The sequence below is a fragment of the Nocardia cyriacigeorgica GUH-2 genome, from assembly GCF_000284035.1.
Lineage (GTDB): Bacteria > Actinomycetota > Actinomycetes > Mycobacteriales > Mycobacteriaceae > Nocardia > Nocardia cyriacigeorgica_B.
Genome location: NC_016887.1, coordinates 4,086,885 through 4,110,946 on the forward strand (window position 1 = coordinate 4,086,885; position 24,062 = coordinate 4,110,946).

At 69.4% G+C, this 24,062-nt stretch carries 24 protein-coding genes; 9 read left to right on the plus strand and 15 right to left on the minus strand.

Annotated features, from left to right (window positions below):
• The first annotated feature begins 220 nt into the window (after positions 1–220).
• Entirely contained in the window at positions 221–964 is a 744-nt protein-coding gene (lexA, locus tag NOCYR_RS18465; protein ID WP_048833509.1) for a transcriptional repressor LexA, read from the plus strand.
• A gap of 6 nt (positions 965–970) precedes the next feature.
• Positions 971–1,702: a hypothetical protein gene (locus NOCYR_RS18470; RefSeq protein ID WP_014351920.1), complete on the plus strand. Its 732-nt coding sequence runs from the start codon at positions 971–973 to the stop codon at positions 1,700–1,702.
• A 132-nt stretch (positions 1,703–1,834) separates the two neighbouring features.
• On the opposite strand, the gene NOCYR_RS18475 is transcribed toward NOCYR_RS18470, so the two are convergent.
• Positions 1,835–2,704, minus strand: a complete 870-nt coding sequence (locus NOCYR_RS18475) for a helix-turn-helix domain-containing protein (RefSeq protein WP_081505445.1) — start codon at positions 2,702–2,704, stop codon at positions 1,835–1,837.
• A gap of 94 nt (positions 2,705–2,798) precedes the next feature.
• Here NOCYR_RS18475 and NOCYR_RS18480 point away from each other — a divergent pair, with 94 nt between their 5' ends.
• Complete coding sequence (locus NOCYR_RS18480; protein ID WP_014351922.1) at positions 2,799–3,590, plus strand: SDR family oxidoreductase; 792 nt, start codon at positions 2,799–2,801, stop codon at positions 3,588–3,590.
• A gap of 10 nt (positions 3,591–3,600) precedes the next feature.
• The gene (locus NOCYR_RS18485; RefSeq protein ID WP_014351923.1) at positions 3,601–4,674 is read left to right on the plus strand and encodes a diacylglycerol kinase; all 1,074 of its coding nucleotides are present in this window, start codon (positions 3,601–3,603) and stop codon (positions 4,672–4,674) included.
• 84 nt (positions 4,675–4,758) lie between these two features.
• Here the strand turns inward: NOCYR_RS18485 and NOCYR_RS18490 are convergent, their stop codons facing one another.
• The 7 genes from NOCYR_RS18490 to NOCYR_RS18520 all read right to left on the minus strand — a co-directional run bounded on the left by NOCYR_RS18490 (position 4,759) and on the right by NOCYR_RS18520 (position 12,166).
• On the minus strand, positions 4,759–5,904 hold the full coding sequence (locus tag NOCYR_RS18490) for an acyl-CoA dehydrogenase family protein (protein ID WP_014351924.1): 1,146 nt from the start codon (positions 5,902–5,904) through the stop codon (positions 4,759–4,761).
• A gap of 149 nt (positions 5,905–6,053) precedes the next feature.
• Positions 6,054–6,965, minus strand: a complete 912-nt coding sequence (locus NOCYR_RS18495; protein WP_014351925.1) for a lysophospholipid acyltransferase family protein — start codon at positions 6,963–6,965, stop codon at positions 6,054–6,056.
• 115 nt (positions 6,966–7,080) lie between these two features.
• A complete protein-coding gene (gene hflX, locus NOCYR_RS18500) occupies positions 7,081–8,604 on the minus strand; it encodes a GTPase HflX (protein WP_014351926.1) in 1,524 nt (507 codons plus the stop codon).
• A gap of 88 nt (positions 8,605–8,692) precedes the next feature.
• Positions 8,693–9,574: a diaminopimelate epimerase gene (gene dapF, locus NOCYR_RS18505; protein ID WP_048834277.1), complete on the minus strand. Its 882-nt coding sequence runs from the start codon at positions 9,572–9,574 to the stop codon at positions 8,693–8,695.
• A 41-nt stretch (positions 9,575–9,615) separates the two neighbouring features.
• Positions 9,616–10,449 carry a TrmH family RNA methyltransferase gene (locus NOCYR_RS18510; RefSeq protein ID WP_014351928.1) on the minus strand — a complete coding sequence of 278 codons (834 nt, stop codon included), beginning with the start codon at positions 10,447–10,449 and terminating at the stop codon, positions 9,616–9,618.
• Positions 10,446–11,414, minus strand: a complete 969-nt coding sequence (gene miaA, locus NOCYR_RS18515; RefSeq protein WP_014351929.1) for a tRNA (adenosine(37)-N6)-dimethylallyltransferase MiaA — start codon at positions 11,412–11,414, stop codon at positions 10,446–10,448. Before miaA ends, NOCYR_RS18510 begins: the two co-directional genes overlap by 4 nt.
• Positions 11,411–12,166, minus strand: coding sequence for a hypothetical protein (locus NOCYR_RS18520; protein WP_014351930.1), 756 nt, complete (start codon positions 12,164–12,166; stop codon positions 11,411–11,413). Before NOCYR_RS18520 ends, miaA begins: the two co-directional genes overlap by 4 nt.
• A gap of 265 nt (positions 12,167–12,431) precedes the next feature.
• Between NOCYR_RS18520 and NOCYR_RS18525 the strand changes: the two genes are divergently transcribed.
• Positions 12,432–13,805 (plus strand): DUF349 domain-containing protein, encoded by a 1,374-nt coding sequence (locus NOCYR_RS18525; RefSeq protein WP_014351931.1) that lies wholly within the window; start codon positions 12,432–12,434, stop codon positions 13,803–13,805.
• A 69-nt stretch (positions 13,806–13,874) separates the two neighbouring features.
• On the opposite strand, the gene NOCYR_RS18530 is transcribed toward NOCYR_RS18525, so the two are convergent.
• Both NOCYR_RS18530 and miaB read right to left on the minus strand, forming a co-directional pair.
• Complete coding sequence (locus NOCYR_RS18530) at positions 13,875–14,600, minus strand: hypothetical protein (RefSeq protein WP_231855958.1); 726 nt, start codon at positions 14,598–14,600, stop codon at positions 13,875–13,877.
• Positions 14,597–16,156 (minus strand): tRNA (N6-isopentenyl adenosine(37)-C2)-methylthiotransferase MiaB, encoded by a 1,560-nt coding sequence (miaB, locus tag NOCYR_RS18535; RefSeq protein ID WP_014351933.1) that lies wholly within the window; start codon positions 16,154–16,156, stop codon positions 14,597–14,599. The genes NOCYR_RS18530 and miaB overlap by 4 nt, the downstream gene beginning before the upstream one ends.
• A 317-nt stretch (positions 16,157–16,473) precedes the next feature.
• On the opposite strand from miaB, the gene NOCYR_RS18540 reads away from it, so the two are divergent.
• From NOCYR_RS18540 to NOCYR_RS18555, 4 genes are all read left to right on the plus strand, one after another.
• The gene (locus NOCYR_RS18540; RefSeq protein ID WP_175587100.1) at positions 16,474–17,202 is read left to right on the plus strand and encodes an amino acid ABC transporter ATP-binding protein; all 729 of its coding nucleotides are present in this window, start codon (positions 16,474–16,476) and stop codon (positions 17,200–17,202) included.
• 69 nt (positions 17,203–17,271) lie between these two features.
• A complete protein-coding gene (locus NOCYR_RS18545; protein WP_014351935.1) occupies positions 17,272–18,111 on the plus strand; it encodes a glutamate ABC transporter substrate-binding protein in 840 nt (279 codons plus the stop codon).
• Positions 18,112–18,211: 100 nt separating this feature from the next.
• Positions 18,212–18,892, plus strand: a complete 681-nt coding sequence (locus NOCYR_RS18550; RefSeq protein ID WP_014351936.1) for an amino acid ABC transporter permease — start codon at positions 18,212–18,214, stop codon at positions 18,890–18,892.
• Positions 18,889–19,788 (plus strand): amino acid ABC transporter permease, encoded by a 900-nt coding sequence (locus NOCYR_RS18555; RefSeq protein ID WP_014351937.1) that lies wholly within the window; start codon positions 18,889–18,891, stop codon positions 19,786–19,788. The genes NOCYR_RS18550 and NOCYR_RS18555 overlap by 4 nt, the downstream gene beginning before the upstream one ends.
• 155 nt (positions 19,789–19,943) lie before the next feature.
• On the opposite strand, the gene recX is transcribed toward NOCYR_RS18555, so the two are convergent.
• The 5 genes from recX to NOCYR_RS18580 form a co-directional block, all read right to left on the minus strand.
• A complete protein-coding gene (gene recX, locus NOCYR_RS18560; RefSeq protein WP_081505605.1) occupies positions 19,944–20,555 on the minus strand; it encodes a recombination regulator RecX in 612 nt (203 codons plus the stop codon).
• A 460-nt stretch (positions 20,556–21,015) separates the two neighbouring features.
• On the minus strand, positions 21,016–22,053 hold the full coding sequence (recA, locus tag NOCYR_RS18565) for a recombinase RecA (RefSeq protein ID WP_014351939.1): 1,038 nt from the start codon (positions 22,051–22,053) through the stop codon (positions 21,016–21,018).
• Between the two features lie 131 nt (positions 22,054–22,184).
• Complete coding sequence (locus tag NOCYR_RS18570; protein ID WP_014351940.1) at positions 22,185–22,634, minus strand: nuclear transport factor 2 family protein; 450 nt, start codon at positions 22,632–22,634, stop codon at positions 22,185–22,187.
• A gap of 25 nt (positions 22,635–22,659) precedes the next feature.
• Complete coding sequence (locus NOCYR_RS18575) at positions 22,660–23,514, minus strand: pyridoxamine 5'-phosphate oxidase family protein (RefSeq protein ID WP_048834282.1); 855 nt, start codon at positions 23,512–23,514, stop codon at positions 22,660–22,662.
• Positions 23,515–23,584: 70 nt separating this feature from the next.
• Complete coding sequence (locus tag NOCYR_RS18580; protein WP_014351942.1) at positions 23,585–24,037, minus strand: VOC family protein; 453 nt, start codon at positions 24,035–24,037, stop codon at positions 23,585–23,587.
• Between the last annotated feature and the right edge of the window lie 25 nt (positions 24,038–24,062).

A 24,062-nucleotide genomic window follows, 5' to 3' on the forward strand; every position in this document is an offset into this window, starting at 1 on the left:
TACCAGCGAACTCTTCGGCTCGCCCGACCCTCATTCGATCACGTGTTCGAAGAACTGATGTTCGATTTCTACCACGGGACACCGACAAAGTCAGCAGAAACGCCGGACATGCTCGAACAGATGTTTGATAGATCGCGTCGACCGGACTAGATTCGGAGGACGACATCGACTCCCGGTACGGCGCGGTCGAGCCGGGTACCGACACGAAAGGGCGGCAACGGTGAGCCAGACAGACGGCACGGGTGACGGGAGCGGTCTCGGCACCGAAACAGCCGGGACCGGAACGGATCTCACCGTGCGTCAGCGGAAGGTGCTGGAGGTGATCCGCACCTCGGTCACCGAGCGCGGCTACCCGCCGAGCATCCGCGAGATCGGCGACGCGGTCGGCCTCACCTCCACCTCGTCGGTGGCCCATCAGCTACGCACCCTGGAACGCAAGGGCTATCTGCGCCGCGACCCGAATCGTCCGCGCGCGGTGGATGTGCGCGGCCTCGACGAGGCGGTGCGGGCGGTCACCAGCCTGGCGGCGGTCGGCGCGAGCGCGGACGACGCCGGCGCCGAGATCGCGGGCGCCGATTCCGATCGCCCGGTGCCCACCTTCGTTCCGGTGCTCGGCCGGATCGCCGCCGGTGGCCCGATCCTGGCCGAACAGGCCGTGGAAGATGTCTTCCCGCTGCCCAAGGAGCTGGTCGGCGACGGTTCGCTGTTCCTGCTGAAGGTCGTCGGTGAATCCATGGTCGACGCGGCGATCTGCGACGGCGACTGGGTGGTGGTCCGCCAGCAGAACGTCGCCGAAAACGGCGATATCGTCGCCGCGATGATCGAGGGCGAGGCGACGGTGAAGACCTTCAAACGCACCGGCAAGGATGTCTGGCTGATGCCGCACAACCTGCATTTCGAGCCGATCCCCGGTAACGACGCCCAGATTCTCGGCAAGGTCGTCACCGTCATTCGCAAGATCTGAGCAGGCATGTTCTCCGATCCCGGCGGTCGCGTGCTGGTCGACGCGGCCGCCGGGAATTCGGAAGCCGGTAATCCGGAGCTGGTCTGGTACGCCAGCTACGGCTCCAATATGAATCCCCGCAGGCTCGCCTGCTATCTGCGCGGAGGCGCGCCCGACGGCGGCGTGATGACGCTGCCCGGCTGCCGCGACGCCACCCCGCCACGACGCTCGGTACCGCTGCTACTGCCCGGCCTACTGTATTTCGCCACCGAATCGGCCGTGTGGACGGGCGGGCGGGCCTTCTACGACCCGGATATCGCCGACCACACCGCCGCCCACGCCTATCTGCTCACCGCCGCCCAGTTCAGCGATATCGCCGCCCAGGAGATGTATCGCGAACCGGGCACGGATCTGGACTTCTCGCTCGCGCTCGGCACCGGACGCGCGCGCTTCGGGCCCGGCCGCTACGAAACCCTCGTGCACGCCGGAACCCGTGACGGCTACCCGATTCTCACCTTCACCGCTCCCTGGGGCCGCCACGATGTCCCCGGCAATCCGCCCGCCCCGGCCTACCTGCGCCATCTCGCGCATGGGCTGATCGCCTCGCACGGCTGGACGATCCAGCGCACCGCCGCCTACCTGGCCTCCCGCCCCGGCGCCGACCTCACCTGGACCACCGCGGCCGTCGTCGCCTTGCTGACCGAGGACGCCGGCTCACCACCGGAGATCGACTGGAGCGTCGACAACTCGACCCAGTGACTGCGGTTGCTCCGATCGCGTTGGCTTTTCGACACTGACGGACCAGCAAGCCGATCCATCCGAGCGGCGGCAGGCACCGGTACGCGTGCGACGGGAACGACCTCGCACGGATGCCGGCACCAGGTGCCGCCGCTACCGCTCCCCCAGCGCCGCCGACATCGCCTGTGCGCCCGCCCGAATCGCCGCGATGTACTCCGCCCGCCGGTCCGGCCCGACCGCAGGCGAGAGCGGACCGATCTGTACTTCATAGGGTGCTCCGGCGCCGTCGAAGACCGGCGCGGACAGATAGCTGACCGGCAGCGACTCCGCCGAGGCGATCTCGGCCTCGGTGTAGGGCCGTGCGGTCAGCCGCGACAACTGCCGCAGCACCCGCGACCGCAACTGCGGTTGCAGCACCTCCGAACCGACCGCACCGAGCAGATCGGCCAGCACGTCGACCAAGCCGGCATCGTCGGCGTCGGGCCGGAACACCGCGTAGCCGTTGTCGGCCACGAACCGCAGCAGCGCGGGTGCCGCCCGGCGGACCGGACCGGACACCGTCGCCAGCCAGGCCCGCCGCTCGGCCTCGGCCCGCCACGGCATCACCGCCGCACCCGCCGGATAGGCCAGCGGCAGCGATTGCCCGACACTCAAACCGGGCACCACGCGCGCGCCCGAATACTGCTTGGCCACCACGGTGAGCCGGTCGCTGTCGATCCGGCTGAGGGTGGCGCCGCAACCCGCGGCCGCCGCCAGCGCCGCCAGCTCGGTCTGTACCGCGCCCAGCGCCGTCGGAGATTCGGGCGCCAGCCGCGCCAGGGCGGGGCCCGGCCGATATCGCAGGTCATCGTCGCGGATCAGCCAGCCTGCGTCGGTGAGTTCGGCCAGGACCGCGGTGACGGTGGCGCGCGCCAGCGACAGCGCCGCCGCGATCTCCGAGACACTGCGTGCGCGATCGGATTCGACCAGCAACTCGACCACCGCGATCACACGGCGGGTCGGTGGTGATCCCGGTACTGCCATCTCGGCCCCTTGTCGCCCGGCGCGTGGCGCCCTACACTGCATCGACTATTCGCCGAATAGTAGTCGAATATTCGACACGGAAAGGAATGCGGCGATGATTCTGGATCGATTCCGGCTCGATGACCGGGTAGCGATCGTCACCGGCGCCGGGCGAGGCCTCGGTGCCGCGATAGCCGTCGGATTCGCCGAGGCGGGCGCCGATGTGGTGATCGCGGCGCGCACCGAATCCGATCTGCGGTCGGTCGCCGCCCAGGTGGAGGCGACCGGGCGCAAGGCCCATGTGGTGGTCGCCGATCTCGCCGATCTCGATGCGGTGGCGGCGCTGGCCGACGCGGCCGTCACGCAGTTCGGCCGGCTCGACATCGTGGTCAACAATGTCGGCGGGGCGATGCCGAAACCGCTGCTGGACACCAGCGCTGCCGAACTGTCGGAGGCGTTCACCTTCAATGTCGGTACCGCGCACACCCTGGTGCGCGCCGCCGCGCCGAAGATCCTGGAGACGGCGGGCACCGGCTCGATCATCAACATCACCTCGACGATGGGCCGGCTGCCCGGCCGCGCCTTCGCCGCCTACGCCACCGCGAAAGCCGCGCTCGCGCATTACACCCGCAGCGCCGCCATGGACCTGTGCCCACGCATCCGGGTGAACGCGATCGCCCCCGGATCCATCCTCACCTCCGCACTGGAGGTCGTGGCCGGCAACGAGCAGATGCGCACGGCGCTGGAACAGGCCACCCCGATGCGCCGCCTGGGCAACCCGGCCGATATCGCCTCGGCCGCACTGTTTCTCGCCTCGCCCGCGGGTGAGTTCCTGACCGGCAAGGTGCTCGAGGTCGACGGCGGCCTCATCGCACCGAATCTCGATATCCCCATCCCGGATCTGTGAGGTGACGACCATGGTCTATCGCGTAGTGCACTGGGGCACCGGCAATGTCGGGCGGCACGCGCTCGCCGGCGTGCTCGACGATCCCGGACTGGAACTGGTGGGTGTGCGGGTCTCCGGCCCGGACAAGGACGGCCGCGATGCGGGCGAACTCATCGGCGCCGACCCGACCGGCGTCACGGCCACCACCGACACCGAGCGGATCCTGGCGCTGCAGCCCGACTGTGTGGTGTACACGGCCATGACCGACAACCGGCTGATGGAAGCCCTCGAAGATCTGCGCATCCTGCTCGCGGCCGGGATCAATGTGGTGGCCAGCGCGCCGGTGTTTGTGCAGTACCCGTGGAAAGTCATCCCGGACGAGCTGCTGGGGCCGGTGGAGGAGGCCGCGGCGGCGGGCAATGCGTCGCTGTTCGTCAACGGGATCGATCCCGGCTTCGCCAACGATCTGCTGCCGCTGGCGCTGCTGGGCACCTGCCGCCGGGTCGACCAGGTGCGGTGTCTGGAGATCGTCGACTATTCGACCTACGACAATCCCGCGGTCATGTTCGACATCATGGGTTTCGGTCAGCCGATGGAGCAGACCCCGCTGCTGTTGCAGCCGGGTGTGCTGTCGCTGGCCTGGGGCAGCGTGGTCCGGCAGCTGGCGGCCGGGCTGGATATCGAACTCGACGCCGTCACCCAGACCTACGAACGGATCCCGGCCCCGGAGACCTTCGACATCGACTCCGGCATCATCGAGAAGGGCACCGCGGCCGGTCTGCGCTTCGAGGTGCGCGGCATGGTCGGCGAGCGCGCCGTCACGGTGCTCGAGCACGTCACCCGGTTGCGCGCCGACCTCGCCCCCGACTGGCCGCAACCGGCCCGCGCAGGCGGCTCCTACCGCGTCGAGGTCACCGGCGAACCGCACTACACCCTCGACCTGGCGATGTTCAGCGACAACGGCGACCACAACCACGCCAGCCTCGTCGGCACCGCCATGCGCCTGGTCAACGCGATCCCCGCCGTGGTGGCGGCCCCCGCAGGCATCCGCACCACCCTCGACCTGCCCCTGATCACCGGCGCCGGTCTGGCGTCGCGCGGCTAGCCCGGGACCGAGCGTCTACCGAAACCGCCCCGCCCCACCGGAATCGGCGGGACGGGGCGGTGCGTTCAGCGCGGTACGCGGAAATCAGGCCAGTTTCAGGGAACGGCCGATGATCTCCTTCATGATCTCGGTGGTGCCGCCGTAGATCGTCTGGATGCGGGCGTCCATGTAGGCCTTGGCGATCGGGTATTCCTTCATGTAGCCGTAGCCGCCGTGCAGTTGCAGGCAGCGGTTGATGAGGTCGAGCTGCTCCTCGGTGCTCCACCACTTGGCCATGGCGGCGTCCTCGACCGAGAGCTTGCCCGCGTTCAGATCTTCGATGAAGCGGTCGACCATGATGCGCACGGCGGTGGTCTTGGTGGCCAGCTCGGCCAGCACGAAACGGGTGTTCTGCAAGGCGCCAATCGGCTTGCCGAAGGCCTTGCGGTCACGCACGTACTGGCAGGTCATGTCCAGGCAGGCCTCCATGGCGGCGGCGGCCATCACGGCGATGGACATGCGTTCCTGGGGCAGGTTCTGCATCAGGTGGATGAAGCCCATGCCCTCGGTGCCGAGCAGGTTGGCCGCGGGCACCCGGACGTCGTTGAAGCTCAGTTCGGCGGTGTCCTGCGCCTTGAGGCCGATCTTGTCGAGGTTGCGGCCGCGTTCGAAGCCGGGCATATCGCGCTCGACCACCAGCAGACTGAAGCCCATCGCGCCCTTCTCGGGGTCGGTCTGGGCCACCACGATGACGATGTCGGCGTTGATGCCGTTGGTGATGAAGGTCTTCGAGCCGTTGAGCACCCAGTCGTCACCGTCGCGCACCGCGCGGGTCTTGATGCCCTGCAGGTCCGAACCGGTGCCCGGCTCGGTCATCGCGATCGCGGTGATGATCTCGCCGGAACAGAAGCCGGGCAGCCACCGCTGCTTCTGCTCGTCGTTGGCCAGCTCCAGCAGGTACGGCGCGATGACGTCGTTGTGCAGCGAGAACCCCAGGCCGGAGTACTGGCCGCGCACGGTCTCCTCGGTGATCACCGCGTTGTAGCGGAAGTCCTTCACCCCGCCGCCGCCGTACTCCTCCGGCACGGCCATGCCGAGGAAGCCCTGCTTGCCGGCCTCGGTCCACACCGACCGGTCGACGATGCCCTGCTCTTCCCACGTCGCGTGGTTCGGCGCGACGTGGGTGTCGAGAAACTTGCGGAACGACTCCCGGAACAGGTCGTGCTCGGGTTCGAACAGTGTGCGCTCCACACCAACCTCCTAGTGACCACACGAACCGGTCCGCACCGGTCCGTCGTTGTCACCCACCGTACCCGGAATGAGAATCGCTGTTCACTTCACTCCCCGAATTCGTCGCCTCACCTGCTCGAGTAGCGGCGCCGAAGATGATCAAAGGAGATTCACGACAAACGAAACCGCCGCAGCCGGTCGATCGCGCCGGAGGCGAACGCGCCCAGATCACCGCGCACCCGGCCGGCCAGCGTGCGGCCCGCATCGCGGTCGCGTTCGGCGAACAGGAACCGCAACTCTTCTTCCAGGCTCTTGCGCACCACGGCCCGCAATTCGACCGCGGCGGCGCCGAGATCAGGGGCGTCGCGCCAGGGCGCCGGGTCGATCGGCGCGCCTGCGGCGAAGTAGAACCGCTCCGGCCTCGGCAGCGGCGTGGGGCCGATGCCGCGCACCAGCGGCGGGGTGAGTTCGCGGTTGATGCCGAGCGCCTCGACCACCCAGCGCAGCGGCCGCAGCACCGGGTGATCGCCGTCGACGATGATGTCGTAGGCGTCGTCCACGCCGATCATCGCCACCGGAACGATCGGCGCGCCGGCCTCGATCGCCATTCGGGCGAAGCCGGTGCGACCCTCCCATTTGAGGTGGTACTTCTCATTCTTGCGACGCACGGCCTCGCGCCCGCCGCCCGGGAAGACCATCACCGCCTCGCCGCGTTCCAGCAGCGCCAGGCAGTTCTGCCTGGTCCCGCGCACCGAGCCGTAGTGGTGCAGCAGATGCCGCACGCCGGGCACGGCGATCAGCACGTTCTCCGCGAGTCCGCGGATGAGCCTGCCGCGCCGGCGCAGCACCTCCGGCAGCAGCAGCGGTGCGTCGATCCCCCCGAGCAGGTTGTGATTGCCCACCAACAGCACCGGGCCCTCGGCGGGAATGTTCTCCAGCCCGTAGAACCGCGGGCTCGTCCACGCGCGCAGCGGGGCGAGCAAGGTCTCGATGACGCGCAGGTCGGTATCGCTCAGCGATACCGACAGCGGCGCACCGTCACTGAGCACGGCGGTGTCGTGCGGGGCACGGTCGTGCGACATGAACCCTCCTGATGTCGATTCGATGACGATAACGCAACGAAATCGACTGTGTCGCATCGGATATGCGGTCAGGGCTGACCTGCGGCATTGTTCACGTGCCGGAAACCGGCGGTGGTTACGATGCCGGTCCGTCAGCCACGGCGGTGCCCGCGTGCGCGTACTCCGACAGCGCCGCGGCCAGCGCGTGCGGAACCCGCGCATGCACCCGGGTACCCGCTTCCTCGTGGCTGGAGCTCTCGATCCGGCCGTCGGCGTGGATGCGGGCGAGCAGGTCGCCGCGGGTGTAGGGCAGCAGCACGCTGATCTCGACGTCGAGTCCGCCGAGCACCTCGGCGAGCCGGTCGCGCAGTTCGTCGATGCCGGTGCCCTTGTGCGCGGAGACGAACACCGCCCCCGGCAGCAGCGCGCGCAGCCGGGTGAGCTCGACCGGGTCGATGGCGTCGATCTTGTTGACCACCAGCAGTTCCGGCGGTGCGGGCGTGCCCGATTCGCGGATGACGTCGGTGACGACCTCGCGCACCGCCTTGATCTGCTCCGACGGCAGCGCGTCGGAACCGTCGACCACGTGCAGCAGCAGGTCGGCGCCGGTGACCTCCTCCAGGGTGGAGCGGAAGGCCTCGACCAGCTGGGTGGGCAGATGCCGGACGAACCCGACGGTGTCGGTGAACACCACCTCGCGGCCGTCGTCGAGTTCGGCGCGCCGGGTGGTCGGGTCCAGGGTGGCGAACAGCGCGTCCTGGACCAGCACACCGGATCCGGTGAGCGCGTTCATCAGGCTGGACTTGCCGGCATTGGTGTAGCCGACGATGGCGACCGACGGGATGCCGCTGGAGGTGCGCCGCGAGCGCATGGTGTCGCGCGCGGTCTTCATCTCGCGGATCTCGCGGCGCAGCTTGGCCATTCGCTCGCGGATGCGGCGGCGGTCGGTCTCGATCTTGGTCTCACCGGGACCGCGCAGACCCACACCGCCGTTGCTGCCGGCGCGGCCACCGGCCTGACGCGACATCGACTCACCCCAGCCGCGCAGCCTCGGCAGCATGTACTCCATCTGGGCCAGCGCGACCTGCGCCTTGCCCTCGCGGGAGGTGGCGTGCTGGGCGAAGATGTCCAGGATCAGGGCGGTCCGGTCGATCACCTTGACCTTGACCACCTTCTCCAGCGCGGTGAGCTGGGCGGGGGTGAGTTCACCGTCGCAGATCACGGTGTCGGCACCGCTGCCGAGCACGACCGAGCGCAGCTCTTCGGCCTTACCGGAACCGATGTAGGTGGCCGGGTCGGGCCGGTCGCGACGCTGGATCAGCGCCTCGAGTACCTCGGAGCCGGCGGTCTCGGCGAGCGCGGCGAGTTCGGCCATGCTGGCCTCGGCACGCGCGGCGCTGCCTTCGGTCCACACCCCGACCAGCACAACCCGTTCCAGGCGCAGCTGGCGGTATTCGACTTCGGTGATATCGGTGAGCTCGGTGGACAGCCCGGCGACGCGGCGCAGGGCGCTGCGGTCTTCGAGCTGGAGTTCACCGGTGGTGGGTTCGGGCGCCCAGCCGCCGCGGCGGCTCGGTGCCACGGGGGTGACATCGGTGTCGTCGAACTCGGCGCCGTCCACGTCGTCGGCGCCGTCGAACAGATCACTACCGTTGGTCATATCGAAAGACTCTGAATTCCTCATACACCATCCATGCTGCCACGAAATCCCAGGACAGCGCATGTGGTTATCCGCCGGGGCGGCCGGCTCACGCGCTCTGCCACCACTCGGCGGCGATCCGGCCGGTCGCCACCAGCACCGATGGACCGCGCAGCCAGGCCCGGCCGCCGTCCAGGCCGACGCGGACTTCGCCGCCGGGCACGCGTACGGTCACCTCGCCGGTGTCCTCGGTGATCCGGAAACCGGTCGCGGCCAGGGCGGCGGACGCGGCGGCCACGGTCCCGGTGCCGCAGGAGCGGGTCTCGCCGACGCCGCGTTCGTAGACGCGCATATCGACCGCGCCTGCCGCATCCAGGGCGGTGACCAGCTCGATGTTCACACCCTGCGGGAACAGGTCGGGGTCGTAGCCCGGAGCCACGGTCAGGTCGAGCTTGGCCAGGGCGTCGGCGGTGAGTTCCGGGTCGACGCAGGCCAGGTGCGGGTTGCCGACGTCGATGCCGATCCCGGCATAGGCCCAGCCGGCCACGGTGGCGGTGGATTCGCCCAGCTCACGGACCTCGCCCATGGCGACGGTGACCTCGCCGTGCACCGGCCCGGCCGTGTGCACCGTCACCGGCCGCGCACCCGCGCGGCTGCCGACCACGAATTCCGCACGGCCTTCCAGCCCCGATGCGGCCAGATAGTGCGCGAACACCCGCACGCCGTTGCCGCACATCTCGGCGATCGAGCCGTCGGCATTGTGGTAGTCCATGAACCAGTCGTCGGCGCCGACACCTTCGGGCAGCTCGGTCAGCACTCCCCGGTCCCGCAACGCACCCGCGCGCGCGACCCGCAGCACCCCATCCGCGCCGAGGCCGCGCTGGCGATCGCACAGCGCCGCGATCCGCTCGGCGGTGAGGTCGAGCCGCACCTCGGGGTCGGGCAGCACCACGAAATCGTTCTGGGTGCCGTGGCCCTTGGTGAACTCGATGCTGTCGGTGTCTGGCACGTGCCGGCCGCCTCTCGTCGTGGTCATCTGGCAAACGTCCGGCGTTGCCGGGAAATTTCGTACAGCGCGACCGCACCCGCCGACGGTGCGCCCAGCGAGCTCGCCGTCCCGCCCATGGGGATGTCGACGATGTCGTCGCAGGCCTGCGCCCAGGCCGCGCTCATCCCGCTGGTCTCGTTGCCGACCACCAGGATGGTGGCCTCGGTGAAATCGTGATCGAACACCGCGTGCGAGCCGCCTTCGTCGGTACCGACGACGCGCGTGGGGATGCCGCGGTTCACCTGCCGCTCGCGGAAGGCGAGGATCTGGGCCGGGCCCGCGGTGCGCAGTACCGGGACGGCGAACAGCGAACCGGTGGAGGCGCGCACGGCCTGCGGGTCGTACTGGTCGGCGCCGTGGCCGGTGACGATCACCGCGTCGGCGCCGAAGGCGTCCGCCGAGCGGATCAGCGTGCCGAGATTGCCCGGCGAATTGGGCCGGTCGAAGACCACCACCACCGGCGCGTCACCGGGCTCGCCCGGTTCGAAGGTCTCCAGGTCGATGGTGCGTGACTCGGCCACGGCGACCACCTCGGGCGCTCCGCCGGACTTCTCACCCAGGTCGGCCATGAGTTCCGGGACCAGACCCACCTGCGGCACATCGGTGGTCGCCAGCAGCTCGCGCGCCCAGCTCGACAGCTCCGGCCCGCCCAGCCGGTACAGCAGCGTCTCCAGCGGCCAGTCGTTGGCGATGGCCTGGGTGATCGGGCGCACGCCCTGCACCAGGAACCGGCGGTCGCGGTGCCGCTTGGTGCGGTTGTTCAGATAGGCCTGCCACACCTGCACCGAGGCGTTGCGGGTACTGACGCGTCGGGTCACTGCGGGGTGCGCTCCTCAGTATCGATCGGGGTGCTCGGCGGGGTGGCGGGCTCGGGGGTGACGAGCAGCGAGGCGACTGTAGCGAGCAGGTCCGGGTCGGCGCCGTCGACCCAGCGCACGCGCCGGTCGCGACGGAACCAGGAGCGCTGGCGCCGGACGTAGCGGCGGGTGCCGATGAAGGTCCGTTCCTTGGCGTGGGCGAGGTCGTATTCGCCGTCCAGATAGGCCAGGACCTGGGCATATCCGATGGCGCGGCGGGCGGTCTGCCCTTCCCGCAGCCCCCGCTCGACCAGCCCGCGCACCTCCTCCACCAGGCCGGTGTCGAACATCAGGTCGGTGCGGCGGGCGATACGCTCGTCGAGTTCGGCGGTCTCGCGGTCGACGCCGATGATGACGGTGCCCCAGCGCGGCCGCCCGATCACCGGCGCCGACGCCGCGAACGGCCGACCGGTGAGCTCGACGACCTCGAGCGCGCGCACCATCCGCCTGCCGTCGGTGGGCAGGATGGTCGCGGCAGCGGCCGGGTCGGCGGCGCGCAAGGCCTCGTGCACGGCCGCGACCCCGCGCTCGGCCAGCAGCGTCTCCCAGCGGGCCCGGACCTCCGGATCGGTGGCCGGGAAAACCCACTGGTCCAGCAGCGCCTGCACGTACATCATCGAGCCGCCGACGATGACCGGCGTGCGCTCGCGGGCCATGATCGCCTCGACATCGGCGGACGCGGCGGCCTGATAGGCGGCCACGGTGGCGGTATCGGTCACCTCCAGCACGTCGAGCTGATGGTGGACGATGCCGCGGCGCTGGTCCGGCGGCAGTTTGGCGGTGCCGATGTCCATACCGCGGTACAGCTGCATCGCGTCGATATTGACGATTTCGCCGTCGAGGCGTTCGGCCAGGTCGAGCGCCAGATCGCTCTTCCCGGTGGCTGTCGGTCCGACGACGGCGATCGGGGTGCGCGAAGCGGTCACCGCTGCTCCGCTCCGCGGTCCGGGCACCACAGGCCGACCTGGTAGCCGACGCCGAACGGGGCGTCCTGATAGCGGGTATCGACCGTGGGCGCGGCCGGGTCGGCGCCGAACATCCCGGCCAGCACCTGGAAGGCGGCGCGGCCGTGCATGCCGACCTCGGCACACGCACCCGGATCCAAGGCGAGCAGGCCGTCGCGGTCGCCCGTCCGCAACGCGTTCTCCAGCGCGGCCTGCCGGTCCGCGGCCCGCGGATGGAAGTAGCCCGGAGCGGAGGTGGTCAGTGTGCTGGCGCCGTCGGCGACCACGAGAACGCCCTGCGGCTCGGGGTCGGCGTCGAGTTCGGCGCGCAGTTTCGCGCCCAGCTCGGCGCACTGTCCGGCGGGAGTATCGGCGTCGACGATCCAGGCCTGCGCCACCGCGTCCGGTGCGGCCTGCTCGCGCAACCAGGCCGCGATGAGCACCGGCAACGGCAGATCCGGGTCGGCGACGACGCCGTCGACCGCAGTGCCGGTGAGGCCGACGGCCAGATCGACACCGAAGCCGCGGAAGGTGCCGGCCGTCTCAGGTCCTGCCACCCGGTCGCCGGCGCCCACGCCGACCACCGTCCACCGCGAGGTCACCGCCGCCAGGTCGGCGACCGCGGCCAGCGCCGCCGCGCGCACCTCGGCGACCGCCGCGCCCGCACCGAGCCCACCGCAGAGCTCGGGAACCAGGATCGGCGGCGAGGGAACCAGGGCCGCAAGACAGAACACGCCGTCAACGGTAGTCGCCCGCCCCGGCGCCCCGACGCCCTGCCAGTCCGGCTGCGCCAGCGTGGGTTCGAGTGTCTGTGCCGAAAACCCGGCCACAATTGCTAGTGTTCGAGGTACTCCAACCCAGGTCATCGCGGGTCGGGGTCCGTGGCGCCACACCGCGGTGCATGCTCGATCGATGTGGTTTCCAGGGCTCGGACCGGGTTCAATGGGATGAGCTAGGGCGTAACCAGGCAGCCGTGACGCGCGGCAGGGACGAGGAGCAATGACCGACAGCAACGGAACCGCGAAACCCGGCCCCGGCACCACCCCGCGACCGTCCGGAATGCCGAAACCCGGCGGCTCTCCCCACCCCAAACCGCATGCCGTCAAACCGGCGCCCGGCGCCTCGCACGAGCACCCGCATCCGGTCATCGTCCCCACGGTGACCGATCCCAGCGAATGGGGCCGCGTCGACGAAGACGGCACCGCCTGGGTCAAGACCGCCGACGGTGAACGCGTCGTCGGGTCCTGGCAGGCCGGCGATGCCGCCGAGGGCCTGGCCCACTTCGGCCGCCGCTTCGACGATCTGGCCACCGAGGTCGCGCTGCTGGAGGCCCGGCTGGCCGCGGGCGCCGATGCCCGCAAGACCAAGGCCGCGGCCCTGGCCATCGCCGAATCGCTGCCGACCGCCGCCGTCATCGGCGACGTCGACGGTCTGGCCCGCCGGTTGCAGGCCATCGCCGAGCATTCCGAGGAAGCGGCCGCGCACGCCAAGGAGGAGAAGGAGCGTGCCCGGCACGAGCACACCGAGCGCAAGGAAGCGCTCGCCGCCGAGGCCGAGCGCATCGCCGCCGAATCCACCCAGTGGAAGGCCGCCGGCGACCGGCTGCGCGAGATCCTCGAGGAGTGGAAGTCCATTCGCGGGGTGGACCGCAAGGTCGACGACGCGCTCTGGAAGCGGTACTCGAAGGCCCGGGAGGCGTTCAACCGCCGCCGCGGCGCCCACTTCGCCGAACTCGACCGCGAACGCGCCGCCGCCAAGACCCGCAAGGAAGAGCTGTGCGTGCGGGCCGAGGAGCTGTCCGGGTCCACCGATTGGGCAGGCACCGCCGCGGTGTTCCGCGATCTGCTTGCCGAATGGAAGGCCGCGGGCCGGGCGCCACGCGAGGCCGACGAGGCACTGTGGCGCCGCTTCAAGAGCGCCCAGGACGTGTTCTTCGCCGCCCGCAACGCCGCCGCCTCCGAACGCGACGCGGAATTCGAGCAGAACGCCGCCGCCAAGGAGGAACTGCTCGCCGCCTACGCCCACATCGATCCCGCGCACAGCCTCGACAACGCCCGCGCCGCGCTGCGCGAACTCCAGGACAAGTGGGACGCCATCGGCAAGGTGCCGCGCGAGCGGATGCAGGAGCTGGAAGGCAAACTGCGCGCGATCGAGAAGCGGGTGCGCGACGCCGCTGACGCCCAGTGGCGGCGCACCGACCCCGAGGCCATGGCACGCGCCGCGCAGTTCCGGGAACGGGTCGCCCAGTTCGAGGAGCAGGCCGCCAAGGCCACCGCCGCCGGGAAGACCAGGGACGCGGAAAAGGCGCTCGAACAGGCCAAGCAGTGGCGCGAGTGGGCCGAGGCGGCCGAGGGAGCCGTCAGCAACCGCTGACCGACGAGAACAGATAAGGCGCACCCGAGCACAGAGCCGGGTGCGCCTTCTCGTGGGGCCGCTCGAAACTCAGGAGTCGTCGCCCTGCAACCGGCGCCGGTCCCGCTCCTCCTCGGCCGCGGCCGCGATGCGGCGCTGCTCCTCGGCGGCCAGCTGCAAGGCCGTGCGGCTCCACACCACGCGCACCCAGTGGAAGGTCAGCACCACCGCGGCGAGCGTGCCGATCACCAGGCCGATGCCGGGGCCTGCGCCGATGTAGTTGTTGAGGCCGGGGGTCTGGCGGTGCCAGATGGAGAACACGCCGAACGCGCTGGCGATCGCCGAACCGGCCACCGCGATCCAGGCCAGCACCCAGCGCCGGGTCATCAGCGCCAGCAGCGAGAACCCGATGCCGAACACCACGACGAACCAGACGAAGATGCGCGAGGGCAACCCGATGTGCTCGGTCGCGGCCACCTCCGAGCCCAGCAGCACGTCGAACCCGCGCGCCGCGCCCGCATGCGAGAGCACCAGCGACACCAGCAGGGCGAACACCGCGACGGCGACCACCATGGCCCGCACACCCGGATCGATCTCGCCGGCGATGCGGCGCTCGACGGCGTCGAGATCGTCGCGGAACTGTTCGAATTCGTCAGTCTGCTCGACCGAGCTCACGGAGTCCTCGTTTCCTTCGGCTGCGTCTTCGGGTTCGTTCGTTGCGGCGGCATCATCGCCGGCGGGCGGGCCGCTCTCCGGCCCGTTCCCGGCCTCGCGGGAGCGGTCCGCGTCTTCGGGATCGCGAGGGGTCTCGCTCATGTCCCGCATCCGGTGGCGCAGCCCGCGGCGGCGACCGGTTCGGGGGCGGGGGCGCCGATGCGGGGCAGGCCGAGGCCGACGCCGATGGGTTCGGTCTTCGGGGTGGTGCCGCGTTCGTGGGCATCGCCCGCGCGGGTGCGGCGGTGGGTGCGCAGCGGTGCGTCGGCGATCAGGTGGTGCGGGGCGGCGCCGGTGATGTCGACGGTGACGATGTCGCCCGGCCGGATCGTCTCGGCGGATTCGGGCCGGAAGTGCACCAGCCGACCATCGCGGGCCCGCCCGCTCATCCGCGCGGTCGCAGCGTTCTTCTTGCCCGCGCCTTCGGCGACCAGCAACTCCACTTCGGTGCCGATCAGTGCCCGGTTCGCGTCGAGCGAGATCTCCTCTTGCAGGGCGATCAGCCGGTCGTAGCGCTCCTGGACGACCTGCTTGGGCAGCTGGTCGGGCATATCCGCGGCGGGCGTGCCGGGCCGCTTGGAGTACTGGAAGGTGAACGCGCTGGTGAACCGCGCCCGCCGGACCACCTCGAGGGTCTGTTCGAAATCGTCCTCGGTCTCACCGGGGAAGCCGACGATGATGTCGGTGGTGATCGCCGCGTGCGGCATCGCGGCGCGCACCTTGTCGATGATGCCGAGGAAACGCGCCTGCCGGTAGGAGCGGCGCATCGCCTTGAGCACCCGGTCCGATCCCGATTGCAGCGGCATGTGCAGCTGCGGGCAGACGTTCGGGGTCTGCGCCATGGCCTCGATGACGTCGTCGGTGAACTCGGCCGGATGCGGCGAGGTGAACCGCACCCGCTCCAGGCCCTCGATGCCGCCGCAGGCGCGCAGCAGCTTGGCGAAGGCGCCGCGATCGCGCGGCTGCTCCGGGTCGGCGAAGGAGGCGCCGTAGGAGTTGACGTTCTGGCCGAGCAGCGTCACCTCGAGCACGCCTTGATCGACCAGCGCCTGCACCTCGGCGAGCACATCGCCGGGACGGCGGTCGACCTCTTTGCCGCGCAGCGAGGGCACGATGCAGAAGGTGCAGGTGTTGTTGCAGCCCACCGAAATCGACACCCAGCCGGCGTAGGCGGATTCCCGCTTGGCCGGCAGCGTCGACGGGAACGCCTCGAGCGACTCCAGGATCTCCACCTGGGCCTCGTCGTTGTGCCGCGCGCGTTCCAGCAACACCGGCAGCGAGCCGATGTTGTGTGTGCCGAACACCACATCCACCCACGGCGCCTTACGCACCACGGTGTCGCGGTCCTTCTGCGCCAGGCAGCCACCGACGGCGATCTGCATGCCCGGCCGCCCGGCCTTGATCGGCGCCAGATGGCCGAGGGTGCCGTAGAGCTTGTTGTCGGCGTTCTCGCGCACCGCGCAGGTGTTGAACACCACCAGGTCGGCCGTCTCGCCCGCGGCCGCCTTCACATAACCCGCATCCTCGAGCAGGCCGGACAAGCGCTCGGAATCGTGCACGTTCATCTGGCAGCCGAAGGTGCGGACCTCGTAACTGCGTGCGTCCGTCCGCTCCGGGACCAGGGCGGGATGCGCAACTGCCTGTCCGATCGAATCCACCCGTCCAGGGTACGGGCTGGGTCGTGGCGGGCTCGCGGCGCATCGGCCCCCGCACCGGCATCGTGCCGCAGGTCACCGGCCGCGCGCGCCCGGTCGCCGCCTCGGCCCGGTCCGGGATTCGCGGGGACGCCGGAGACGGCAGCGCCCGGCTGACGGCCAGGTTACGGCGACATGTCGATTCGGCGTGGCGACTCGGTGTGTCACGGAAAGCCGGGCAAATCCCGGATTTCCGCTTAAGGTCATGGACCATGACCGACGCCACCGACGCGCCCGGAACGACCGGGGCCGCCGACAGCGGGGACGCCACCGCGCCGCCGATGATCTCGATGCGCAACGTCAACAAGCACTTCGGTGCTCTGCACGTGTTGCGCGACATCAACCTCGAGGTGCCCAAAGGGCAGGTCGTGATCGTGCTGGGTCCCTCCGGATCCGGTAAATCGACGCTGTGCCGCACCATCAATCGGCTCGAGCCGATCGATACCGGCGACATCAGCGTCGACGGAGTGCCGCTGCCCGCCGAGGGCCGCGGACTGGCCGCACTGCGCGCCGATGTCGGCATGGTGTTCCAGTCGTTCAACCTGTTCGCGCACAAGACGATCCTCGAGAACGTCATGCTCGCGCCGATCAAGGTGCGCAAGATGAAGAAGGACGACGCCCGCACGAAGGCGATGGGGCTACTCGAACGCGTCGGCATCGCCAACCAGGCCGACAAGTACCCGGCCCAGCTGTCCGGTGGTCAGCAGCAGCGCGTGGCCATCGCGCGCGCACTGGCGATGAACCCCAAGGTGATGCTGTTCGACGAGCCGACCTCCGCCCTCGACCCCGAGATGGTCAACGAGGTCCTCGAGGTCATGGTCTCGCTCGCCAAAGAGGGCATGACCATGCTCGTGGTCACCCACGAGATGGGCTTCGCCCGCAAAGCGGGCAACCGGGTGCTGTTCATGGCCGACGGTCAAGTGGTCGAAGACGCCCCGCCGGAAACGTTCTTCACCACCCCGAAGTCCGACCGGGCCAAGGACTTCCTCGGCAAGATTCTCAGCCACTGATCGCGCCGAGCGCTGCACCGCCCACCGACCACGGCCATCGAAAACCAGAATGAGGGAAGAAGGAAATCGATGAGGATCAACCGTGCGCTCCGTCTCGGAGTCGGGGCCATCGCCCTGGCCCTGGCCGCCGCCACCACCGCGGGCTGCGGTAGCGGAGACGACAAGACCGCTCTCGACCATGCCAAGGAAGGCAAGCTGACCATCGGCATCAAGTTCGACCAGCCGGGTCTGGGTCAGCGCAACACCGACGGCACCTACAGCGGCTTCGACGTCGAGGTGGCCCGCTACGTCGCGGCCAAGCTCGGCGTGCAGCCCGACGGCATCACCTTCAAGGAGGCCCCGTCGGCGCAGCGCGAGACGCTGATCGAGAACGGCCAGGTGGACTTCATCGTCGCCACCTACTCGATCACCGACCAGCGCAAGGAGAAGGTCGATTTCGCCGGGCCGTACTACGTGGCGGGCCAGAGCCTGCTGGTGAACGCCGACAACACCGACATCACCGGCCCGGAGACCATCGCGGGCAAGACGGTCTGCTCGGTGAAGGGTTCCACCCCGGCCCAGAACATCGAGAAGAACTTCCCCGACACCCAGCTGCAGACCTACGACACCTACTCGCTGTGCCTCGAGGGTCTCAACAGCGGTGCGGTCGACGCGATGACCACCGACGACATCATTCTCGCCGGTTACGCCGCGCAGACCCCGGGCCGCTACAAGCTGGTCGGCAAGCCGTTCACCACCGAGAACTACGGCATCGGCCTGAAGAAGGGCGATCAGGAGAGCCGCGACAAGATCAACGACGCCATCGAGGCGATGATCAGCGAAGGCGCCTGGGACAAGGCCTTCCAGGATTCGGTCGGGCGCGCCGCCAACTACCCGACTCCGCCGGCTCCGCAGGTGGACCGGTACTGATCCGATGATCGACCGCGGTGGGCGCCGATGACGCGCCCACCGCGCGGTCGTCCGATCGCCGACCCTGCCCTCACCTCATGATCGGAGGCGCGCACCCACCGTGTTCGATTTGATCTCTGAGTACGACTCCCAACTGCTCGACGCGTTCTGGGTCACCATCAAGCTGACCGTGCTGTCCGCGATCGGCGCGCTGGTGCTCGGCACCATCGTGGCTGCCATGCGGGTCTCGCCGGTCCCGGTGGCGCGCTGGGTCGGCACCGTCTACGTCACCGTCTTCCGCAACACCCCGCTGACGCTGATCCTGGTGTTCTGCTCGCTGGGCCTGTATTCGACGCTGCGCGTCAAACTGGCCGCCGACGGGCCGAACTCGCTGGCCGAGAACAACTTCCGCTGGGCGGTCGTCGGCCTGAGCGTCTACACCGCGGCCTTCGTCTGCGAATCGCTGCGCGCGGGTATCAATACCGTGCCGCTGGGCCAGTCCGAGGCCGGTCGTTCGCTGGGGCTCGGCTTCTTGCAGAACCTGCGGCTGATCGTGTTGCCGCAGGCGTTCCGGTCGGTGATCGCCCCGCTGGGCAGTGTGCTGATCGCGTTGACGAAGAACTCGACCGTCGCCTCCGCCATCGGTGTGGCCGAGGCCTCGTTCCTGATGGCCAAGATGCTCGACACCGAGGCGGCGCTGCTGTCGATCGGTGCGATCTTCGCGCTCGGCTTCGTGGTCCTGACGCTGCCGACGGGTCTGCTGTTCGGTTACATCGCCAAACGATTCGAGGTGGCCCGATGAGCCGGGAACCGTCGGTTCTGTTCGATGCGCCCGGCCCCGCGGCGCGGGTGCGCAACGTCATCTATTCGGTGATCGTGCTCGCCGTGGTGATCGCGGCGGGCTGGTTCGTCTACCGCGGCTTCGACAACCAGGGCCAGTTCGACGCCGAGAAGTGGAAGCCGTTCCTGGAAGCCGACGTCTGGACGACGTATCTGCTGCCCGGTCTGCGCGGCACCATCGTGGCCGCGATGCTGTCGATCGTCTTCGCGATGGTGCTTGGCATGATCTTCGGTATCGCCCGGCTCTCCGATCACCGGCCAGTGCGGTGGGTGGCGGGCGCGGTCGTCGAGGTCGCGCGCGCGATTCCGGTACTGATCCTGATGATCTTCCTGTTCGCGCTGTACTCCGAATACAACGTGTTCGAGTCGGAGTATCTGGCGCTCGGTGCGGTGGTCACCGCGCTGACCATCTACAACGGGTCGGTCATCGCCGAGATCGTGCGCGCCGGTATCCGCTCGCTGCCCAAGGGGCAGACCGAGGCCGCCGCCGCGCTGGGTATGCGCAAGGGCCAGTTGATGCGGTTGATCCTGCTGCCGCAGGCCATCACCGCCATGCTGCCCGCGCTGATCTCGCAGATGGTGGTGGCGTTGAAGGACTCGGCGCTGGGTTATGTCATCACCTACGAAGAGGTGGTGCGCAACGGCTTGCAGCTGGGCGCCGCCGATTCCAACACCATCCCGGCGTTGATCGTGGTCGCGATCATCATGATCGTGCTGAACATGACGCTGTCGCAGGTCGCCACCTGGTTGGAGCGGCGTCTGCGCGCCGGCCGCCGCAAGGGTGGCGGCGCGGTGGTGGCCGCCGATTCCGTGGTCACCGATGGGGCGCCGGGGGTGGATATCACCAAGGCTCCGTAATCGCAGGGTCTTTCGGCGCGCAGATCGCTCGTTCGCGATCTGCGCGCCGTTTGCGTTTCTGGTCGGCCATTGACGGGTGGGGAGCCGGCCAAGCCCGGCTCGTGCCTGAGCCGGCCGAGCCCACGGACCGATCGACGAGCCGTCGAGCGGATGCGCTACTCGTGCAGCGGCTCGTCCGGGTCGAGGTCCGAACCGGCCGTGTCGAGTTCGGCTTTGACGACGGTGTAGGCGGTGGCGGAGTTGTAGCCGCGGCGGGCGAGCATGCCGACGAGGCGGCGGATTGACTTGTCGCGGTCCAGGTTCGCGGGCATGGTGCGCAGTTTGCGGCGGACGAGTTCGGTGGCGCGCTCGTGTTCGTCGTCGGTGGTGACGGCAGCGAGTGCTGGGGCCGCGTCGTCTTGGGAGACGCCCTTGCGGCGCAGTTCCTGGGCGAGGGCTTGGCGGCCTTTGCCGGAATAGGTGTGCCGGGACTGCACCCATTGCTGGGCGAAGGCGGCGTCGTCGATGAGCCCGACCTCGGCGAGCCGGTCGAGTGCCTGCTCGCTCACTTCGAGGGTGTATCCCTTGGCCGCCAGCCGTTGCGCGAGTTCGGCGCGGCTACGGGCCCGGACGGCGAGCAATCGCAGGCATGCGTCCTTGGCCTGCTCGACGGTGCCGCCGGATTCGGTGCCCGTCGGCTGCGCCTCGCCTCGCGCGGCCCTGTTCCGCCGCGGAGCGGCTAACCGGGAACCGTCACCGGGTTGCGTGCCGGAGCCGTCGTCGTCCAGTGCGGACCGGTGGCCACGATCGCCTCGCTCCTTGGAGTCCGGACCATCGGGCTCGCCCCACGGGTCGCTGTCCTGGTTGGTCGGACAGCGGTCGGTGTCGGACGTGGGCACCGCACCGCGGGCGCCGCGGCGGCGGCGTCGAGTCGCCGGAACGTCATCGCCCCCTGCGCCGTAGCGGTTCCGATGATCACTGAATCGCCCACCGCGACCACGGGTTTCGGGGAACTCGGTCGAACGTGTCCGCTGCGGATCGGACGCGTCCGACCGAGTTCCTCGTGTGTTCGCCGCGGCCGAACCACCATCGGCCGGGCGAACCGGTGCCGGCCGCCGGCCTTCGGGCCGCGAGCCGGTGGATTCGGGGACCTCGACGCCGAGGCGTGCCAACTGCTGCCGCATTGCCGCGACGGGATCAGCCGGCACGCCACCCGCACCGGGTGCGGGGCGCCGGGCCGGCCTCGGATCAGAAATCGGCGGGGACCTCTTCGCTCGCCGTCACGTCGGCGCCGATGCCCAGCTTCTCCTTGATCTTCTTCTCGATCTCGTCGCGGATATCGGTGTTGTCCAGCAGGAACTTGCGGGCGTTCTCCTTGCCCTGGCCCAGCTGGTCGCCCTCGTAGGTGTACCAGGAGCCGGACTTGCGGATGAAGCCCTGCTCGACACCCATATCGATGAGCGAGCCCTCCTTGGAGATGCCGTGGCCGTAGAGGATGTCGAACTCGGCCTGCTTGAACGGCGGCGACACCTTGTTCTTGACGACCTTGACGCGGGTGCGGTTGCCGACCGCGTCGCTGCCGTCCTTGAGGGTCTCGATGCGCCGCACGTCCAGGCGCACCGAGGCGTAGAACTTCAGCGCCTTACCACCGGTGGTGGTCTCCGGCGAGCCGAACATGACGCCGATCTTCTCGCGCAGCTGGTTGATGAAGATGGCGGTGGTGCCGGAGTTGTTGAGCGCGCTGGTCATCTTGCGCAGCGCCTGGCTCATCAGCCGGGCCTGCAAACCGACGTGACTGTCGCCCATCTCGCCCTCGATCTCGGCGCGCGGCACCAGGGCGGCGACGGAGTCGATGACGATGATGTCGATGGCGCCGGAGCGCACCAGCATGTCGGCGATCTCCAGGGCCTGCTCACCGGTGTCGGGCTGGGAGACCAGCAGCGCATCAGTGTCGACGCCGAGCTTGCGGGCGTAGTCCGGGTCGAGCGCGTGCTCGGCGTCGATGAACGCCGCCACACCACCCGCGGCCTGGGCGTTGGCCACCGCGTGCAGGGCGACAGTGGTCTTACCCGAGGATTCCGGGCCGTAGATCTCCACGACGCGCCCGCGCGGCAGACCGCCGATGCCCAGGGCCACATCCAGCGCGATGGAGCCGGTCGGGATCACCGACACCGGCTGGCGGGCCTCCTCGCCGAGCCGCATCACCGCGCCCTTGCCGAAGCTCTTCTCCACCTGTGCCAGGGCGAGCTCGAGCGCCTTGTCGCGGTCGTACGCCTGTGGTGCCATGTCCTGATCCCCTTTTCGACGGGTGAGTCTCGTTCTGTGGTTGGCGCCCACATTAGAGGGCGGCACCGACAAGTTCTGGCGACCAGATTAGCCGAACAGGTGTTCGAGTCAAGCGACGCGCCCGACGGCGGCTACCACTGCGGCAACGGCGTCCGATCGTCCGCCGGGCGCGGTCCGAAAATGCGCCGCTCGGCGGCGTCGATGCGGACATCGTTGATGCTCGCCTCCCGGCGCGCCATCAGCCCGTCGGCGGCGAATTCCCACTGTTCGTTGCCGTAGCTGCGCCACCAGCGGCCGTCGTCGTCATGCCATTCGTACTGGAACCGCACCGCGATCCGGTTGCCGTCAAAGGCCCACAGCTCCTTGCGCAGCGCGTACCCGTTCTCCTTCGCCCACTTCCGAGTCAGGAATTCGACGATGGCCGCGCGGCCGGCGAAGTGTTCGTCACGATTGCGCCAGACCGAGTCGGGCGTGTAGGCGGCGGCGACGCGCTCGGGTTCGCGAGTGTTCCAGGCGTCCTCGGCGGCGCGCACCTTCGCCTCGGCGCTGCTGCGATCGAACGGGGGCAGTGGGGGTCGCATGGACCACTCCTTCCGTGGAGTCGGATCAGGGATTGACGGGTGAGAGTTCGGCGGGCCCCCATCGCAGCGGACCCGCCGCGGTGTCGACGACCTCGGTGACGGTGAATTCGATCGAGCACTGCGCACCGGCGGCGAAGGTGTCCGGTTTCCAGGACAATTCGGCGGTCCCGGTGAGTTGCAAACTGCCCCCGGTGGTCCAGTTGGGCACCAGGATGCCGCAGCGGGGGTCGATCGCGATATTGCCGAGGGTCATGAACATCGAGTTGCCGCGATAGTCCGGCCAGCGCAGTCGGGTGGGTGAGAGTACCTCGACGAAGCCTGGGTTGCCGCCGCGATGGGAGGCGTCGGCATTACCTTCGGCATCCGCCGTGGCGAGGAAAAAGGTGTCGGCCTCGGCGATGGCGACGCGCTGTCGCTCGTCCAATGCGACAGCGCGCCGTGGTGCGGCGACCGCGCCCGGGTCGTATGAGCGGATCTCCCTGCGCGAGATGTATTTCGGGCAATTCGAATACACCTGATCGGTGGCGATGCGCAGGCCGTCGCTCTCGGCCGAAGCGGTGCCGTTGACGCGCATCCGCCGGCGTCGCTGGGGTTGCAGCGCGATCATGCCGATGCGGATGTCGCGTGAGGCGGCCTCGTGCAGCGGGTCGCCGGCCGCGGGCCGGGTGTCGACCAGCACGGTCTCCGGGCCCGCCGCGCGCAGGAACCCCGGCGGTCCGGCCAGTTGACTCGCCCACATCCGGCCCTCGTTGTCGGCGGCGCCGACCACGACCATCGACTGCTCGGACAGGAAGTCCGCGGCGACGGCCGGGATATCGCGGCGGATCATCCGGCCGACCCGTGCGGCGATATCGGCCTGACCCATCCGCTGTTGCACCATGCGCTCCCCGGCGTGGAACGGCGTAGTCACGAGTACCTCCTTCGGTGTCCGAGCAGTCGATCGCGGTTGATCAGAAGAAGCCGCAGGTGGGGGCGGCGCCACTCGGCGCGGGCGCGGATTCGGCACCGGTGGGCGCGTAGACCTCGAGCCGGATTCCGTCCGGGTCGGTGAAGAAGATGCCGCCGGAGGCGGTGCCTTCGCCGTGCGCCACCACACCGTCGTGGGCGAAGTCCACCGACAGCTCCCGCAGGGTCGCCTCTACCGTTCGGACCTCGTCGATGGTGTCGACCTGGAACGAAAGGTGGTGCAGTCCGGGGCTGGTGGTGACGAAGGTGCCGTCACTCTGCTGCCACAGCGTCAGCACCAAAGTGCCGCCGGCGCCCAGGAAGGCCCATTTCCGGCTGTCGTCGGTGCTGGCCGCCAATTGCTCGAAGCCGAGGGCGCGGCGGTAGAAGTCGACCGAACGGGTCAGGTCGGAGACGTTGAGCCCGATGTGGCCGGTGGCGAGCTGGGGCATGGTCATGGTTCCTCCTCGGAATGGTCGAACC

Bases quoted from the DNA above. Each gene is read 5' to 3' on its own strand.
- NOCYR_RS18545 (WP_014351935.1), top strand. From the start codon at position 17,272: ATGAGGATCAACCGTGCGCTCCGTCTCGGAGTCGGGGCCATCGCCCTG.
- NOCYR_RS18495 (WP_014351925.1), bottom strand. From the start codon at position 6,965: ATGTCGCACGACCGTGCCCCGCACGACACCGCCGTGCTCAGTGACGGT.
- NOCYR_RS18530 (WP_231855958.1), bottom strand. From the start codon at position 14,600: ATGAGCGAGACCCCTCGCGATCCCGAAGACGCGGACCGCTCCCGCGAG.
- NOCYR_RS18485 (WP_014351923.1), top strand. From the start codon at position 3,601: ATGGTCTATCGCGTAGTGCACTGGGGCACCGGCAATGTCGGGCGGCAC.
- NOCYR_RS18555 (WP_014351937.1), top strand. From the start codon at position 18,889: ATGAGCCGGGAACCGTCGGTTCTGTTCGATGCGCCCGGCCCCGCGGCG.
- NOCYR_RS18480 (WP_014351922.1), top strand. From the start codon at position 2,799: ATGATTCTGGATCGATTCCGGCTCGATGACCGGGTAGCGATCGTCACC.
- NOCYR_RS18580 (WP_014351942.1), bottom strand. From the start codon at position 24,037: ATGACCATGCCCCAGCTCGCCACCGGCCACATCGGGCTCAACGTCTCC.
- NOCYR_RS18525 (WP_014351931.1), top strand. From the start codon at position 12,432: ATGACCGACAGCAACGGAACCGCGAAACCCGGCCCCGGCACCACCCCG.
- recA (WP_014351939.1), bottom strand. From the start codon at position 22,053: ATGGCACCACAGGCGTACGACCGCGACAAGGCGCTCGAGCTCGCCCTG.
- NOCYR_RS18570 (WP_014351940.1), bottom strand. From the start codon at position 22,634: ATGCGACCCCCACTGCCCCCGTTCGATCGCAGCAGCGCCGAGGCGAAG.
- hflX (WP_014351926.1), bottom strand. From the start codon at position 8,604: ATGACCAACGGTAGTGATCTGTTCGACGGCGCCGACGACGTGGACGGC.
- NOCYR_RS18470 (WP_014351920.1), top strand. From the start codon at position 971: ATGTTCTCCGATCCCGGCGGTCGCGTGCTGGTCGACGCGGCCGCCGGG.
- NOCYR_RS18475 (WP_081505445.1), bottom strand. From the start codon at position 2,704: ATGGCAGTACCGGGATCACCACCGACCCGCCGTGTGATCGCGGTGGTC.
- NOCYR_RS18540 (WP_175587100.1), top strand. From the start codon at position 16,474: ATGATCTCGATGCGCAACGTCAACAAGCACTTCGGTGCTCTGCACGTG.
- NOCYR_RS18575 (WP_048834282.1), bottom strand. From the start codon at position 23,514: ATGGTGCAACAGCGGATGGGTCAGGCCGATATCGCCGCACGGGTCGGC.